General features: G+C 62.0%; 18 protein-coding genes. 9 read left to right on the plus strand and 9 right to left on the minus strand.

The features are described from left to right. Positions 1 to 103: 103 nt before the first annotated feature. The gene (locus K6M89_RS23640) at positions 104 to 1,081 is read right to left on the minus strand and encodes a TRAP transporter substrate-binding protein (protein WP_222141189.1); all 978 of its coding nucleotides are present in this window, start codon (positions 1,079 to 1,081) and stop codon (positions 104 to 106) included. Between the two features lie 18 nt (positions 1,082 to 1,099). Between K6M89_RS23640 and K6M89_RS23645 the strand changes: the two genes are divergently transcribed. Continuing rightward, positions 1,100 to 1,495 carry a hypothetical protein gene (locus K6M89_RS23645; protein ID WP_222141190.1) on the plus strand — a complete coding sequence of 132 codons (396 nt, stop codon included), beginning with the start codon at positions 1,100 to 1,102 and terminating at the stop codon, positions 1,493 to 1,495. Positions 1,496 to 1,545: 50 nt separating this feature from the next. Here the strand turns inward: K6M89_RS23645 and K6M89_RS23650 are convergent, their stop codons facing one another. From K6M89_RS23650 to K6M89_RS23670, 5 genes are all read right to left on the minus strand, one after another. Then, positions 1,546 to 1,770, minus strand: a complete 225-nt coding sequence (locus tag K6M89_RS23650) for a sulfurtransferase TusA family protein (protein WP_097580658.1) — start codon at positions 1,768 to 1,770, stop codon at positions 1,546 to 1,548. 5 nt (positions 1,771 to 1,775) lie between these two features. Further along, entirely contained in the window at positions 1,776 to 3,008 is a 1,233-nt protein-coding gene (locus K6M89_RS23655; protein WP_222141191.1) for a L,D-transpeptidase family protein, read from the minus strand. A gap of 195 nt (positions 3,009 to 3,203) precedes the next feature. Further along, positions 3,204 to 4,157: an acetyl-CoA carboxylase carboxyltransferase subunit alpha gene (locus K6M89_RS23660; protein ID WP_222141192.1), complete on the minus strand. Its 954-nt coding sequence runs from the start codon at positions 4,155 to 4,157 to the stop codon at positions 3,204 to 3,206. Positions 4,158 to 4,219: 62 nt separating this feature from the next. Then, on the minus strand, positions 4,220 to 5,173 hold the full coding sequence (gene xerD, locus K6M89_RS23665) for a site-specific tyrosine recombinase XerD (protein WP_222141193.1): 954 nt from the start codon (positions 5,171 to 5,173) through the stop codon (positions 4,220 to 4,222). 5 nt (positions 5,174 to 5,178) lie between these two features. Beyond that, positions 5,179 to 5,355, minus strand: coding sequence for a hypothetical protein (locus tag K6M89_RS23670; RefSeq protein WP_004679604.1), 177 nt, complete (start codon positions 5,353 to 5,355; stop codon positions 5,179 to 5,181). A 148-nt stretch (positions 5,356 to 5,503) separates the two neighbouring features. Between K6M89_RS23670 and K6M89_RS23675 the strand changes: the two genes are divergently transcribed. From K6M89_RS23675 to K6M89_RS23685, 3 genes are read left to right on the plus strand one after another with little or no spacing between them, the layout of a single operon-like run. Then, the gene (locus tag K6M89_RS23675) at positions 5,504 to 6,094 is read left to right on the plus strand and encodes a shikimate kinase (RefSeq protein ID WP_097580663.1); all 591 of its coding nucleotides are present in this window, start codon (positions 5,504 to 5,506) and stop codon (positions 6,092 to 6,094) included. Further along, positions 6,091 to 7,221, plus strand: a complete 1,131-nt coding sequence (gene aroB, locus K6M89_RS23680; RefSeq protein ID WP_222141194.1) for a 3-dehydroquinate synthase — start codon at positions 6,091 to 6,093, stop codon at positions 7,219 to 7,221. The genes K6M89_RS23675 and aroB overlap by 4 nt, the downstream gene beginning before the upstream one ends. Then, entirely contained in the window at positions 7,221 to 8,531 is a 1,311-nt protein-coding gene (locus K6M89_RS23685) for an HlyC/CorC family transporter (RefSeq protein WP_222141195.1), read from the plus strand. Before aroB ends, K6M89_RS23685 begins: the two co-directional genes overlap by 1 nt. Positions 8,532 to 8,575: 44 nt before the next feature. Here K6M89_RS23685 and K6M89_RS23690 read toward each other — a convergent pair whose 3' ends face one another. Continuing rightward, positions 8,576 to 8,860, minus strand: coding sequence for a BolA family protein (locus tag K6M89_RS23690; RefSeq protein ID WP_170964788.1), 285 nt, complete (start codon positions 8,858 to 8,860; stop codon positions 8,576 to 8,578). A 102-nt stretch (positions 8,861 to 8,962) separates the two neighbouring features. Between K6M89_RS23690 and K6M89_RS23695 the strand changes: the two genes are divergently transcribed. The 5 genes from K6M89_RS23695 to K6M89_RS23715 all read left to right on the plus strand — a co-directional run bounded on the left by K6M89_RS23695 (position 8,963) and on the right by K6M89_RS23715 (position 14,471). Continuing rightward, the gene (locus tag K6M89_RS23695) at positions 8,963 to 9,580 is read left to right on the plus strand and encodes a J domain-containing protein (protein ID WP_004679597.1); all 618 of its coding nucleotides are present in this window, start codon (positions 8,963 to 8,965) and stop codon (positions 9,578 to 9,580) included. Between the two features lie 305 nt (positions 9,581 to 9,885). Next, positions 9,886 to 10,878 (plus strand): cobaltochelatase subunit CobS, encoded by a 993-nt coding sequence (gene cobS / locus K6M89_RS23700; protein WP_010030065.1) that lies wholly within the window; start codon positions 9,886 to 9,888, stop codon positions 10,876 to 10,878. A gap of 12 nt (positions 10,879 to 10,890) precedes the next feature. Continuing rightward, positions 10,891 to 12,792 (plus strand): cobaltochelatase subunit CobT, encoded by a 1,902-nt coding sequence (gene cobT / locus K6M89_RS23705; RefSeq protein ID WP_222141196.1) that lies wholly within the window; start codon positions 10,891 to 10,893, stop codon positions 12,790 to 12,792. Between the two features lie 23 nt (positions 12,793 to 12,815). Then, positions 12,816 to 13,841, plus strand: coding sequence for an esterase-like activity of phytase family protein (locus K6M89_RS23710; protein ID WP_222141197.1), 1,026 nt, complete (start codon positions 12,816 to 12,818; stop codon positions 13,839 to 13,841). A 63-nt stretch (positions 13,842 to 13,904) separates the two neighbouring features. Then, positions 13,905 to 14,471, plus strand: a complete 567-nt coding sequence (locus K6M89_RS23715) for an ATP-binding protein (protein WP_222141198.1) — start codon at positions 13,905 to 13,907, stop codon at positions 14,469 to 14,471. 14 nt (positions 14,472 to 14,485) lie between these two features. Here the strand turns inward: K6M89_RS23715 and K6M89_RS23720 are convergent, their stop codons facing one another. Next, positions 14,486 to 15,121 carry a VUT family protein gene (locus K6M89_RS23720; protein ID WP_097580669.1) on the minus strand — a complete coding sequence of 212 codons (636 nt, stop codon included), beginning with the start codon at positions 15,119 to 15,121 and terminating at the stop codon, positions 14,486 to 14,488. Between the two features lie 111 nt (positions 15,122 to 15,232). Continuing rightward, positions 15,233 to 15,532 (minus strand): 50S ribosomal protein L28, encoded by a 300-nt coding sequence (gene rpmB, locus K6M89_RS23725; RefSeq protein ID WP_097580670.1) that lies wholly within the window; start codon positions 15,530 to 15,532, stop codon positions 15,233 to 15,235. Positions 15,533 to 15,773 lie beyond the last annotated feature (241 nt).

The following is a 15,773-nucleotide window of genomic DNA, read 5'->3' on the forward strand; positions in this document are numbered from 1 at the left end:
GATCGATCAAGAAATGTGGGGCACGAAGGGTGAAATGGGGTGGAGGTAGTCCTCCACCCCGATGGCTCACGCGGCCTCCCGCAAGAAGGAAGGCAAGCGAAGGCTACTGCACAGCCTTTACATCCTCGACCATCTTTTTCAGCACGTCGTCTTTGACGTGCTTTTCGTAGACCGGGGCCATCGCTTCGATGAAGCCCTGCTTGTCCGGTGTGGTGATCTGCGCGCCGAGCTTTTCGACATTGGTACGTGATTCAGCGACCTTGGCCGCCCAGAGCTCGCGCTGCTTGGCGACACTATCCTTGGCTGCCTGCTTGAAGATTTCCTGATCCTCGGGCTTCAGCTTGTCGAACGCGGCCTTGTTCATGACGAACACCTCCGGCAGGATCGTGTGCTCGTCGAGCGAGTAGTTCTTCGCCACTTCCGCATGCTTGGCGGTGTCGTAGCTCGGGAAGTTGTTTTCCGCGCCGTCGATGACGCCGGTTTCGATCCCCGAATAGACTTCGCCATAGGGCATCGGCGTGGCATTGGCGCCGAGGGCCGCCACCATGTCGACGAAGATGTCGGACTGGATGACGCGGAACTTCAGACCTTTCATGTCGGCAACCGAATTGATCGGCTTCGTCTTGTTGTAGAACGAGCGCGCGCCGGCATCGTAGAAGGCTAGGACCACGAGGCCGGCCGGTTCGAACGCCTCCTTGATCTGATCGCCGACCGCGCCGTCCATGACCTTGTGCATGTGCTCTTCCGAACGGAAGATGTAGGGCAGGGCCGGAACGATCGATTCCTTCACCGTGCCGTTAAAGGGCGCCATCGACACGCGATTGAGCTCAATCACGCCGGAGCGTACTTGTTCGATCGTGTCCTTCTCTTCGCCAAGCTGGGCGGAATGGTACACTTCGACCGAATAGCGGCCCTGCGTGCGCTCCTTCACCAGTTCACCGAAATATTTGACGCCCTCAACAGTCGGATAGCCGTCCGGATGAGTATCGGACGATTTCAGCACCGTCTGGCCGCTGGCGGCGCTGCTCATGAATGAAGCGGCAACCATCAGACCGGCCGCCAGTGTAACAAAGTTTTTCATGCTCTCCTCCCAATTTGCATGACGATTATTCTCAGAAGTCCGTATCCCGGCTTTGCCGAAGATCCCTGCACGCTTCGCCTGCTTCCTGCGATCTCCAAGGCCGGCCACGGATGGGCACGATGGAACCGTCACGCGAAAGAGGCTCATGGCGACACAGCAAAGTATCTCGGCGTGCTCATCGGATCTGATGGCGCACGCTTACCTTTTCTCGTGGAAACAGAAGATGCGGATCAGTCAGCCTCCTCTATTCTCGCCGTTCCTCCGACCGGCTCACTATGGCTAGAACCAGCCAAGTATAATGTCAACATACAAAAGCTGTGTAGTTGTATGATGAATTTTGGGCGCGGGAGTGGCTTCGAACGCCAGCCGCGAGAACATGGGCAAGGTAAATTGGAGATGCGCCGGCAGCTGTGATGATGCCGCCTCGGACGGCATCTGCTCTGACTATTTAATGCAGAACAGTTTTAGCGCTTGCGGATGAGGAAGCGATGGCCGTTTTCGGTCTTTTCGGTCTCGACCAGCTCGTGACCGTCCTCATTGCAGAAATGCGGCATGTCGATCACGGCCAGCGGGTCGCTGGTATCGACGAGGATGAGCGCGCCGCTTGCCATGGCGGCGAGCTTCCTGCGTGTCTTCATCACGGGGAGTGGGCATTTCAGGCCGCGAAGATCGTAGAGAACGGGGTTCAAGCCGTTCAGTTCCGCGCCCAGAATTTCCAGAACGGCTTCTTTGCCACGGCTTCCGCCGTTTCCTGCGGTTCGGGCGCGGTAAAGGCCAGCGGGTTCTGCGTCGGCACCGGCACGACCGCCGGGGTGGCGGCAGCGACTGCCATTGGCTGCGCCTGCGGCTGGGCAGGGGCAGCAGGCGTGGCGCCCGGCGCTGATTTGGCGGCGAGGCCCTGAGCGGTGCGCTTGGCCATCAGGTCTTCGAGTTCCGCAACCTTGACCATGCGGCCGGCTTCCAGCGAGGTGCCGGTCGGGGCGAAGGCTAGCTCGCGGCCCTTGCGCAGCTTGGCGACCACCGCCTTGCGCTCGGCTTCGGAGGGGTCGTACCAGGCCATGCCGTCATATTTGCTCAACGCCTTGGTATAGTCGGCATCATAGGTCTTGCCGTAGGACGCAAGGGCGGCCGCAAGCGCCGGCGGCGCCGACATGGCAGGGCATTTGCCGGCGGCATTGAAGGCGCCGCCATCGGTTACCTGCTGGTTGAAGACATATTTCTTCTCGCAGACGTTCACCTCGGGCGGGCGCTTCGTCACTTCGAAATTGTCGTAGCCGACCTTCAGCATCTTCCAGAAGTCGTAATTGCTGTCGAGGCGATGCTTGACCATGTTTTCCGCCGTCATGCGGAAGGGGAAGGCCTGAAGCTGCACGGTTGCCTGGCCGCCCTTGAAGGCGTCGCGGGCAAAGGCGTAAATTTCAAGCACCTGCTGGTCGGTCATCGAATAGCAGCCGGAGGACGAGCAGGCGCCATGGATCATCAGATCGGAGCCGGTGCGGCCGTTCGCCGCGTCGTAGCGGTTCGGGAAGCCGGTGTTGATCGCCAGATAATATTTGGAATTGGGGTTCAGGTTGGCGCGCGTCAGGTCGTAGAAACCTTCCGGCGCCTGCCGGTCGCCGGTTTTTACCTTCGGACCGAGACGGCCGGACCAGGCGCAGATCTTGTAGTCGGCGATCTTGTCGAAACGGTTATCGGTCTTCGCCTTCCAGATCTCCATGGCACCTTCTTCCTTGAAGATGCGGATCATGATCGGCGAATTGCGGTCCATGCCCTTGGCGGACATGGCGGTGAGGATATGAGGGGGGAGCGGCTGCTCGACCTTGTTCTTGACCTTGGAAAGATCGACCTGCGCGGTTTCCAACGCGTCATTACAGCTGGAAAGAGCCAGCGCCATGAGGGAAACATAGGCAAAATGACGTATGCGCATCCAAACTAGCCCATAAAGAAGTGCGACCCGGTCGCCTAAGGAGTCCTGGCACGAGGCAGAATCATAAGCGGCTTATACTTCACAAATCCTTACCAGCCTATGACGTGTGAGGAACGCCCCCGCAAGCGCAAATGTTAGAGATAACATCAATGTGGCCAAGGTTTGGCCTCAATCGGCAAAGAGTTGCAACTAGCCTTACAGATTCCGGCCCATGTTGAGGAATTTCTGGCGCCGTTCGTTGCGCAACTGTTCGCCGGAGCGGGATGCCATTTCAGCCAGCGCATTGGCGATGACGTCGCCGGTTGTGGCAATGACGCTGTCGGGATCCCGATGGGCGCCGCCGAGCGGCTCGGAAATGATGCCATCGATGACGCCAAGTGACTTCAGGTCCTCGGCGGTGATCTTCATGTTGGTCGCGGCTTCCCGGGCGCGGGTCGAATCGCGCCAGAGAATGGAAGCGGCGCCCTCCGGCGAGATAACACTGTAGATCGAATGCTCGAGCATATAGACCCTGTTGCCGGTGGCGATCGCGATTGCGCCGCCCGAGCCGCCTTCGCCGATGACGACGGAAACGAGTGGAACCTTGACGCCTAGACACATTTCCGTCGAACGGGCGATCGCCTCGGCCTGGCCGCGTTCTTCGGCGCCGACGCCGGGATAGGCGCCTGCCGTATCCACCAGCGAAATCACCGGCAGGCCAAAACGATCGGCCATTTCAAGGATGCGGATCGCCTTGCGGTAGCCTTCCGGGCGGGGGCTGCCGAAATTGTGTTTCAGGCGGGACTTGGTGTCGTTGCCCTTTTCCTGGCCGATGACGGCCACGGGCTGACCGCGGAAGCGGGCAAGGCCCGCCTGGATCGCGGCATCCTCGGAAAACTTGCGGTCGCCGGCGAGCGGCGTGAATTCCTGGAACAGCGTCTTGGCGTAATCGACGAAATGCGGGCGCTGCGGGTGGCGGGCGACCTGCGTCTTCTGCCAGGGATTGAGCTTCGAATAGATTTCGACGATCGCCTCACGGACGCGAACCTCCAGCCGGCTGATCTCATCGGTGGTGTCGATGCTCTCGTCTTCCGTTGCGAGCTTCTTCAGCTCGATGATCTTGCCTTCGAGGTCGGAGATCGGCTTTTCGAAGTCGAGATAATTGTGCATGAGGTGCGTTTCCGTTCCTTGTGCCCGGGGCGTTTTCCTGGCTCCGCCCCTTGTCGCCGGTCCTATTCGTGCTTTTTCGCCTGTTTGGCAAGGGGGTGATGCGTCTGGACGAGCTGCTGCAGCCTCTCTTCGAGCACATGCGTGTAGATCTGTGTGGTCGAAATGTCCGAATGGCCGAGGAGTTCCTGGACGACGCGCAGATCGGCGCCGTTGGCGAGCAGATGGCTGGCAAAGGCGTGGCGCATGACATGCGGCGAGATCAGCGACGGCGTCAGGCCGGCGCGGATCGCCAGGTTCTTCAGGTCTCGCGCAAAAACCTGGCGCGGCAGGTAGCCCTCCTTCGAGGCGGCCGGAAACAGCCAGGGGCTTTCCTGCGGCTCCTTCGCCACGGCATTTTCGGCCGTCAGCAGCCGCCCGTAGGATTTCAGGGCCTTGATCGCCGATTGCGACAACGGCACCAGCCGCTCCTTGTTGCCCTTGCCGCGGATCATCAGGAAGCGGCCCTCCTGGTCGAGGACGCGGGCGGGAAGCGAGACGAGCTCGCTGACGCGCATGCCGGTGGCATAAAGCAGCTCCAAGAGCGCCAGCATGCGCAGGCGCTGCAACTGACCCGGGGCCGGATCGTCGGCCTCGGTCTGCGCCTGGAATAGCAGCCTGCCGACCTCCTCGACCCCCATCGTCTTCGGCAGCGGACGCCCTTTCTTCGGCGCGTCGAGCACGCCGGTGGGGTCATCGGTGCGAATGCCTTCAGCGTAGAGGAACTTGTAGAACTGCCGCATGGCCGCAAGCCGGCGCGCCTGCGAGGAGGGCTTGAAACCCTGGCTTGCGAGCGAAGCGAGATAGGCGGAAAGGTCGGCGGAGGCGGCCTCGGTCAACCGTATGCTGCGGCCGTTCAGGAAGGACCTGATGTCATCGAGATCGCGCTCATAGGACTGCAGGGTGTTGGTGGCGGCGCCGCGTTCGGCGCTCATCATTTCCAGGAAGGATTCCACATGGACGCGGCCGAGATCCCTCATGTCGCTCACTTCCCGGTGGTGTTGATCGTGCCCGTCGCCGGCGGATTGACCCGTTCGGACGGAATGCGAATCGTCACGTCGCGCGGCTCGGGCTCCACGAAGGTCGCAAGCGCCCACATCGCTCCGTAAACCGTCCCGGCGAGGATCGCGCAGACGAACAGAAAACGGAACAGGGTCGGCATCCGGCAACTCCTTCATGCTCTGCTTCTGTTATAAGAAGCGTATCTGCAAGTGCAAGAAGCGGTATTCAAGCCATGATTCCCTTGTCCGCGACTTGACGCTCCATCTGCATTTGTCGATACGGTTTGCAAACAAAGTGTGAATGGACCGATGAGTGAACCACTGCTGACCGTTGCTGACAGCCTGAAAGACAGAGCTCGCGCCGCGCTCGGTTCACGCAATCTGATCCTTGTCGGCCTGATGGGGGCGGGAAAATCCTCGGTCGGGCGCATTGTCGCAAGCCAGCTCGGGATTCCCTTCATCGACAGCGACCACGAAATCGAGCGGGTGTCGCGCATGACGATCGCCGAACTTTTCGCGGCCTATGGCGAGGACGAATTCCGGGCGCTGGAAACGCGGGTCATGAAGCGTCTGCTGAAGAGCGGTCCGCGCGTCGTCTCGACCGGCGGCGGCGCCTTCGTCAATGAGCGGACGCGCAGGCATATCAAGCGGGGCGGCCTTTCGGTCTGGCTGAAGGCGGATCTCGACGTGCTTTGGGAACGGGTCAACAAACGCGACACGCGGCCGCTGCTCAAGACCGAAAATCCGAAGCAGACGCTCGAGAGCCTGATGAACGCACGTTATCCGATTTACGCCCAGGCCGACCTTACTGTGATCTCGCGCGATGTGCGCAAGGAAATCATGGCCGACGAGGTGCTGACGGCCGTGATCGAAGCTCAGAAAGAAAGTACAGCGTCATGAATGCGATAACCTCCGCTCCCGCCGTCCAGACTGTGCATGTGCCGCTCGGCGAGCGCGCCTATGACATCCTGATCGGGCCGGGGCTGATCGCGCGGGCCGGGGCCGAAATCGCCTCTCGCCTCAAGGGCCGCAAGGCGGCGGTCATCACCGACGAAAATGTCGCTCCGCTTTATCTCGAAGCGCTCGTTGCAAGCCTTGCTGATGCGGGCATCGTCTCGGCTGCGGTGGTGCTGCCGGCTGGCGAGAAGACCAAGAGTTTCGAGCATCTGATGACGGCCTGCGACAAGGTGCTGGAAGCCCGGGTTGAGCGCAATGATTATGTCATCGCGCTCGGCGGCGGCGTCATCGGCGATCTCTCGGGATTTGCAGCCGGCATTGTTCGCCGGGGCGTGCGCTTCGTGCAGGTGCCGACCTCGCTGCTGTCGCAGGTCGATTCCTCTGTCGGCGGCAAGACCGGGATCAATTCCCGCCACGGCAAGAACCTGATCGGCGTGTTCCATCAGCCGGACCTGGTCCTGGCCGATACCGATGTGCTGAATTCGCTGAGCGAGCGTGAATTTCGAGCCGGTTATGCCGAAGTCGCGAAATACGGTCTGATTGACAAGCCGGATTTCTTCGCCTGGCTGGAAGCGAACTGGAAGGCCGTGTTCGCTGGCGGCGCCGCCCGCATCGAGGCGATCGCCACCAGTTGCCAGGCGAAGGCCGATGTCGTCGTCGCCGACGAGCGAGAGAACGGCCAGCGGGCGCTGCTCAATCTCGGCCACACCTTCGGCCATGCGCTGGAAGCGGCGACCGCCTATGACAGCCGCCGCCTTGTGCACGGCGAAGGCGTTTCGATCGGCATGGTGCTGGCGCATGAATTCTCCGCACGGATGAACCTTGCCAGCCCCGACGATGCGCGCCGCGTCGATCGGCATCTGCAGGCGGTCGGCTTGCCGACCCGGATGTCCGACATTCCGGGCGAGCTGCCGCCGGCCGAGGCGCTGATGGATGCGATTGCGCAGGACAAGAAGGTCAAGGGCGGCAAGCTCACCTTCATCCTGACGCGCGGCATCGGCCAGTCCTTCGTCGCCGACGACGTTCCGGCCTCCGAGGTGATCAGCTTTCTCAGGGAAAAACATCCCTGATGACGGTCGAAGGCGCTCTGGCATTTCTCGCGACATATTGGCCGGAGATCCTTTCGATCACGGCGCTCGTCCTGATGTCCGCCTTCTTTTCCGGCTCGGAAACCGCGCTGACCGCCGTTTCGCGCAGCCGCATCCATACGCTTGAGGTCAACGGCGACGAGCGCGCCGGCATCGTCCGCCAGCTGATCGAGCGGCGCGACCGGCTGATCGGCGCGCTGCTGATCGGCAACAATCTCGCCAATATCCTGTCGTCGTCGATCGCCACCAGCCTGTTTCTCGGGCTGTTCGGCAGTTCCGGCGTGGCGCTGGCGACGCTGGCGATGACCGTCATCCTCGTCATCTTCGCGGAAGTGCTGCCGAAGAGCTGGGCGATCTCGACGCCGGAGCGCTTCGCGCTTGCGGTGGCGCTTCCAGCCAGGCTTTTCGTCACCGTCGTCGGGCCGGCATCCTCCTTCGTCAATGCGATCGTGCGGCGGATTCTGGCACTGTTCGGCATCAATCTCTCATGGGAGGTGTCGATGCTGACGGCGCATGAGGAACTGCGCGGCGCCGTCGATCTGCTCCACCGTGAGGGCTCGGTGGTAAAGGCCGATCGCGACCGGCTCGGCGGCGTGCTCGACCTCGGTGAACTGGAATTGTCAGACATCATGGTCCACCGGACCGCGATGCGGGCGATCAATGCCGACGATCCGCCGGAAACGGTGGTGCGCGCCATCCTCGAGAGCCCCTATACGCGCATGCCGCTGTGGCGCGGCACGATCGACAACATCATCGGCGTCGTCCATGCCAAGGATCTCCTGCGCGCACTGGCCGAGCCGAACATGGAGCCGCAGAACCTCGATATCGTCAGAATTGCGCAGAAGCCGTGGTTCGTGCCCGACAGCACCAACCTCGAAGACCAGCTCAATGCCTTCCTGCGCCGCAAACAGCATTTCGCCGTCGTCGTCGACGAATATGGCGAGGTGCAGGGCATCGTCACGCTTGAGGATATTCTCGAGGAAATCGTCGGCGACATTTCCGACGAGCATGACATCGAGATTCAGGGCGTGCGCCAGGAGGCGGATGGTTCGATCGTCGTCGACGGCGGCGTGCCGATCCGCGACCTCAACCGTGCGCTCGACTGGAGCCTGCCCGACGAGGAGGCGACGACGATCGCCGGCCTCGTCATCCATGAATCGATGACCATTCCGGAAGAGCGCCAGGCCTTCACCTTTTATGGCAAACGGTTCGTCGTCATGAAGCGGGAGAAGAACCGCATCACCAAGCTGCGCATTCGTCCGGCCGGGGAAGACGGCGTAAAGCCGGCCTGATCGGCTTGGCGCGAAGACAACCGGTTCCTATATAGGTTGCGGCTCTACCATCGCGTCGCCTCGCCGGGGGCTGCCGGTTCGACGGCCAGCGCGTGCAGGCCGGCATCGAGTTCCGGTTTCAACAGATCCGTGATGGCCCGGTGGCGCGCCAGCCGCGACAGGCCGGCAAATTTTGCCGAAACGATCCTCACCCGCATGTGGGTTTCGCCGGTGCCTGTGATATCGGGCTGGTGGCCGGCATGCAGGTGGCTTTCGTCGATGACGCTCAGGCGGTCGGGGGCGAAGGCTTCGACAAGTTTCTCTTCGATGCGGGTCTTGAGAGTCATCATCCGGTCTTGCTGTTGCGCGAAAGGGGTTCCCACCAAGCCAGCAACATTCCCATTTGTCAATTCTTGTTGTCGCCTTCCGACAGCCCCATAATTAGCGCCGCCATGAGACTTGATTCCAAATATTTCGATCGCATCCGAACACGCCGCAAACGCGAGCAGGAGGCAGAGCAGGCACCGCCTACCTGCCAGTGGGACGGCTGTGACAAGAAAGGTTCGCATCGCGCGCCGGTCGGGCGCAATGCGGAAGGCCAGTTCTTTTTGTTCTGTTTCGAGCACGTCAAGGAATACAACAAGGGCTACAACTATTTCTCCGGTCTTTCGGACGGCGAGATCGCGCGATACCAGAAAGAGGCGATCACCGGCCACCGGCCGACATGGACGGTCGGCGTCAACAAATCGGCGAAGGACAGTCCGCTGCATTCGGAAGTCCGCTCCGGCGCCTATACGCGCGTTCGCGATCCCTTCGGCTTCGTCAAGGAAGGCGGCAAGGGCAGCGGCCCGCGTTTTCCCCAGGCGCGCAAGCTGAAATCGCTGGAAAGCAAGGCCTTCGATACGATGGGGCTGCATGCCAATGCGACATCGGCGGAGATCAAGAGCCGCTACAAGGAACTGGTCAAGAAGCACCACCCGGATGCCAATGGCGGCGACCGCGGCTCGGAGGAGCGTTTCCGCGCCGTCATCCAGGCCTATCAATTGTTGAAGCAGAACGGTTTTTGTTAATTCCCGTCCTTGCTCTTAGGCTTCAATCGGGTATGGTCCAAATCGGCTGAGGCCGCAGGCAAACGCGGCTCCTATTTGCGTGTTTACCCATCGCCTCCGCCGACCTTCCGGACGCGGCGTTTCTTGTCCGGGACTCTTTCAAGAATGCTCGCAAGCGGTCATCATCCCGCCGAGGTTTCGTTTCAGTCCCGGAGAAGTATCGCCGACGTTCCGACCTGGACGGGCGCGGATAACATCGCGGCGTCACGGTTGCGACATGGCCTGAGACAGTATGGCCGGGTGGCATCACCCGCCTTGGAGACATGATGAGCAAGATCGACCTGGATATATCTGAACTGCCCGATACCACCGTTTCGGTCCGCGAGACCTTTGGCATCGATTCGGACATCCGCGTTCCCGCCTACAGCAAGGGCGACGCCTATGTGCCGGACCTCGATCCCGACTATCTGTTCGACCGCGACACGACGCTCGCCATTCTCGCAGGCTTTGCCCACAACCGACGCGTGATGATCTCCGGCTATCACGGCACCGGCAAGTCCTCGCATATCGAACAGGTGGCGGCACGACTCAACTGGCCTTGCGTGCGCATCAACCTCGACAGCCATGTCAGCCGTATCGATCTCGTCGGCAAGGACGCGATCGTCGTCAAGGACGGGCTGCAGGTCACCGAATTCAAGGACGGCATCCTGCCCTGGGCCTATCAGCACAATGTCGCGCTCGTCTTCGACGAATATGATGCCGGCCGTCCCGATGTGATGTTCGTCATCCAGCGCGTGCTCGAATCCTCCGGCCGCCTGACGCTGCTCGACCAGAGCCGCGTCATCCGGCCGCACCCGGCCTTTCGCCTGTTTGCGACCGCCAATACGATCGGCCTCGGTGACACCACGGGCCTTTATCACGGCACGCAGCAGATCAACCAGGCGCAGATGGACCGCTGGTCGATCGTCACGACGCTGAACTATCTGCCGCATGATCACGAAGTGAATATCGTCGCCGCCAAGGTGAAGAGCTTCGGCAAGGACAGGGAAGGCCGCGAGATCGTGTCAAAGATGGTGCGTGTCGCGGATCTGACCCGCGCTGCCTTCATGAACGGCGACCTGTCGACCGTCATGAGCCCGCGCACGGTCATTACCTGGGCCGAGAACGCCGAGATCTTCGGCGATCTCGCCTTCGCCTTCCGCACCACCTTCCTCAACAAGTGCGACGAGCTGGAGCGACCGCTGGTCGCCGAGCACTATCAGCGCGCCTTCGGCGTCGAGCTGAAGGAAAGTGCCGCCAACATCGTTCTCGGAGCCTGAGACCGACCGATCATGGCAGCTCGCGGTGACAATTCGAAAGCAAAGCCCGGTGCGCCCGTCGACGTCGAGCCGTTGCGCCGGGCGATATCAGGCTGCGTGCGCTCGATCGCCGGCGACGGCGATGTCGAGGTGACCTTCGCCAACGAACGGCCGGGCATGACCGGCGAGCGCATCCGGCTGCCGGAGCTTTCCAAGCGGCCGACGGCGCACGAGCTGGCGGTCACCCGCGGGCTTGGCGATTCCATGGCGCTGCGGCTGGCCTGCCATGACGAGAAGGTGCATACGACGATGGCGCCACAGGGCTCGGATGCCCGGGTGATCTTCGATGCGGTCGAGCAGGCGCGCGTCGAATCGATCGGCGCGCTACGCATGGAGGGCGTGGCGGCGAACCTGCGCTCCATGACGGAAGAGAAATATTCCAAGGCGAACTTCACCGGCATCGAGCGCCAGGAAGACGCACCGATCGGCGAAGCCGTCGCGATGATGGTGCGCGAGAAGCTGACCGGCCAGCGCCCGCCGGCCTCCGCCGGCAAGGTGCTCGACCTCTGGCGCGGTTTCATCGAGGACAAGGCGGGCTCCGAGCTCGACAACCTGTCGGGCGCGATCAACGACCAGCAGGCCTTCGCCAAGGTGATCCGCAACATGCTGTCGGCCATGGAGATGGCCGAGGAATACGGCGACGACGACAGCCAAGCCGACAATGACGATCAGTCGGAGCAGGAAGACCAGCCGAGCGGCGACGAGCAGGATCAGGACGAGGTCGACGAGGATGCCGGCACCGATGCCGCCCCGGTCGAGGACAGTGAAGTCGCCGACGAACAGATGGAGGACGGCGAGACCGAAGGCGCCGAAATCTCCGACGACGACATGATGGAAGAGGGCGAGGACGATTCGGAAACGCCGGGCGAGACCCGCCGCCCGAACACCCCATTCGCCGATTTCAACGAGAAGGTCGATTATCACGTCTATACCGAAGAGTTCGACGAGATCATCACCGCCGAGGAGCTCTGCGACGCCGCTGAGCTGGAGCGCCTGCGCGCCTTTCTCGACAAGCAGCTGGCGCATCTGCAGGGCGCCGTCGGCCGCCTCGCCAACCGGCTGCAGCGCCGCCTGATGGCGCAGCAGAACCGCTCCTGGGATTTCGACCTGGAGGAAGGTTATCTCGATCCGGCCCGGCTGCAGCGCATCATCATCGATCCGATGCAGGCGCTCTCCTTTAAGATGGAACGCGACACGCAGTTTCGCGATACGGTCGTCACCCTGCTCATCGACAATTCCGGCTCGATGCGCGGCCGGCCGATCACGGTCGCCGCCACCTGCGCCGACATTCTTGCCCGCACGCTGGAGCGCTGCGGCGTCAAGGTCGAGATCCTCGGCTTTACGACAAAGGCCTGGAAGGGCGGGCAGGCGCGTGAAAGTTGGCTTGCCGGCGGCAAGCCGCAGACGCCGGGCCGTCTCAACGACCTGCGCCACATCGTCTACAAATCGGCCGATGCGCCCTGGCGGCGGGCGCGCGCCAATCTCGGGCTGATGATGCGCGAGGGCCTGCTCAAGGAAAATATCGACGGCGAGGCGCTAATCTGGGCGCATAACCGCCTGCTTGCGCGCCGCGAACAGCGGCGCATCCTGATGATGATCTCGGACGGGGCGCCGGTGGACGATTCGACGCTGTCGGTCAATCCCGGCAATTATCTGGAGCGGCATTTGCGCGCCGTCATCGAACGGATCGAGACCCGTTCGCCGGTGGAATTGCTGGCGATCGGTATCGGTCATGACGTGACGCGCTACTACCGCCGGGCCGTGACGATCGTCGATGCCGACGAGCTTGCCGGCGCGATGACCGAGCAGCTTGCCTCGCTTTTCGAAGATCAATCCGCCCAGCCGCGCGGCGGCCGGCTGCGCCGTGCCGGCTGACGCCGCTTAGGGAAATGTCCGGAATGACAGGCAAGCGCCTCTGCCACGCGGTGTCGATCGCTCTTTGCATCGTAACAGGCGCGTGCCCCTCATGGGCGGGTGGCGAGGTGCCGGTCATTAGCCGGCAAATATCAGATTTCGGGATCGGCTCGTCGGAGACGAAATTCGGATCGCTGGAATTTCTCGGCGGGCTGGAGATGGTTTCCGGCAAGGCGCTGTTCGGCTCGCTTTCCTCCATCCGTTTCCGGCCGGACCAGAAGCATTTCGTGGTCGTGCTCGATACCGGCCAGTGGCTGACCGGCAGCATCGAGCGCGATGCCAGGGGCAAGCTTTCGGGCCTTTCGGATGTCGAGATCACCCCGATGAAGAACCGTGCAGGCCTGAGTTTGGAAGGCAAGGGATTTATGGATGCCGAGGGCCTGGCGCTCGACGGCGACCGGATCCTGATCTCCTTCGAGCAGGATCATCGGGTCGATATCTATCCCGATCCGGGCTTTGCCGAATCGCGGGCGATCGGCACCCTTCCGCTCCTCATTCCGCGCAAGATGCTGAAGGACAATCGCGGCATCGAGACGATTGCTGTTGCGCCGGCATCGAGCCCGCTCAAGGGCGGTGTGGTTGTGGTCTCGGAGCGCGGCCTCGACAGCGAGGGCAACCGGGTGGCGGCGATTCTCAGCGGGCCGCTGAAAGGGCGTTTTGCGGTGGCGCGGGACGGGAGTTTCGACGTCACCGACGGGACCTTCCTGCCGAACGGCGACCTGCTGCTGCTCGAACGCCGCTTCAACATGGCCGAGGGCATCGGCATGCGCCTTCGCCGCATCAAGGGCGCCGATATCAGGCCGGGGGCCGTGGTCGAGGGCGAATTGCTGCTCGAAGGCAATTTCAATTCGCAGATCGACAATATGGAGGGGCTCGATGCTTTTCAGGCGGCAGACGGCACGACCCATATCGTTCTGGTGTCGGACGACAACCATTCCATTCTGCAGCGTAATCTGATGCTGGAATTCCGGCTCGCCGAAGAGCCGCAATTGCTCGGATCGTCAGATTGACGTCACATGCCTCGGTTATCCCGCCGGCGGTATCGCAGAAGCGGCGGTTTTCGGAGGAGAATCATGGTGCATATTCATGTCATGGGCGCGTCCGGTTCCGGCACCACATCGCTCGGCCGTGCGCTTTCTGAAAAGCTGGATATCGCCCATCTCGACACCGACGATTTCTTCTGGCTGCCGACCGATCCGCCGTTCAGGACACCGCGGGATGCCGGCGAGCGCATAAGGCTGCTGCTTGAGGAGACGCGGCGGCCCGGCGGCTGGATTCTTTCAGGATCGGCGCTGAAATGGGGAAGGCCGCTCGAGCCGCTCTACGATCTGATCGTGTTCCTCAGGATCGAGCCGGAGCTTCGCATGGCGCGAATCCGTGCGCGCGAGGCAGCTCGATACGGAGACAGGATCGGGCCTGGCGGCGACATGGAAGTGAAAAGCGGAGAATTCCTGGCATGGGCAGCAAGCTACGATACGGCCGGCCCCGAGCGCCGCAGCCTTACGGCGCATGAGCAATGGCTGGAAACGCAAACCGCGCCGGTGCTGCGGCTCGATTCGTCGCGAGACATCGACGATCTGCTCGCGGAGGTTCTGCTGCACCCCGCCATCGCCGCCGGCGCGGTCCGGCGGCGTCGGTGACTTCTCCAGCGTGTTCAGTTGGCGCGGGCGGGCTGCATCGGCCGCAGCACGTTCATCAGCGCGCCATAGGGCAGCAGCATGACGAGGCCGACGATCATCTTGACGGCGAAATCGCCGATCGCCCAGGAAATCCAGCGCGGCGCCTCGCCAGCGAAAACACCAAGGATCGGAGCCGCTTCCAGCGCAAAGGGCTCGTTCGGGCCGAGGAAGACGAAAAACGCGGCAAAGGAAAGCGAAAAGAACATCACCGTATCGAGCGCCGAGCCGATCAGCGAGCCGAGGAGCGGCGCGCGCCACCAGGCCTGGCGGCGAAGGCGGTTGAAGACGGCAATATCGAGCAGCTGCCCGGCGAGATAGGCCGAGCCGGAGGCGATGGCGATGCGCGGTGCCGAGGTGAAGAAGGAGAGGCTGACGCCGACGACGAAACCGGCAAGGACGACCTTGCGGGCGGCCTGCGGGCCGAACTGGCGATTGGTCAGATCGGTGATCAGGAAGGCGACCGGATAGGAGAAGGCGCCCCAGGTCAGGATGTCGGCGAGGTTGATGCCGGCGACTTCGGCGTTCAGCGGAAACTGAACGAGGAAGTTGGAGGCGACGACGACGAGCGTCATCAGCGCGACATAGGCGATGGTATAGCGGGTCTTCAGCATTTTTTTATCCTGGGTGATGCCACCAGTTGGAGAGACGATCCGGCAAAGCAAAAGGCTTGTCCGGTTTCACCCGTTCAAGCCTTTGAAGCCGTATGCAAGAAGGGCGGAAGCTTAGGCAGCAACAGCCGCTTCGGCGGTCTTCTTGGCGATCTGGCGGCGCAGCAGACGTGCGCGCATCGACAGTTCGTTTTCGCTGGCCTTCAGCAGGAAGGCATCGAGGCCGCCACGATGCTCGACGGAACGAAGAGCAGCAGCCGAAACGCGAAGACGATAACGCTGGTTGAGAGCGTCGGAAATCAGCGTTACCTGGCACAGGTTCGGCAGGAACCGGCGCTTGGTCTTGTTGTTGGCATGGCTGACATTGTTACCAGTCAGGACGGCCTTGCCGGTCAATTCGCACACGCGGGACATGGAACACCTATTCTTGTTTTTCTCGGGCCATCGAATTGCCATCCCCGGCAAAACCGGGCTCGCAATCCAACAGGCATGATTGGAAAGTTGCGGTTCTATAGTCAGAGAGCCTGCTCGCGTCAAGCCAAACCTTGGCCTTTCCCGCAATTCTGTCAAAAAGCTGCTGTTTTCTTCCCGGCATGGCGGGCGTATAGAGCGTTTCGGCAAGGGCTGCCGCGCGCGGCAAGACAAGGCTTCACAC

This window comes from Rhizobium croatiense (assembly GCF_019793465.1).
Lineage (GTDB): Bacteria > Pseudomonadota > Alphaproteobacteria > Rhizobiales > Rhizobiaceae > Rhizobium > Rhizobium croatiense.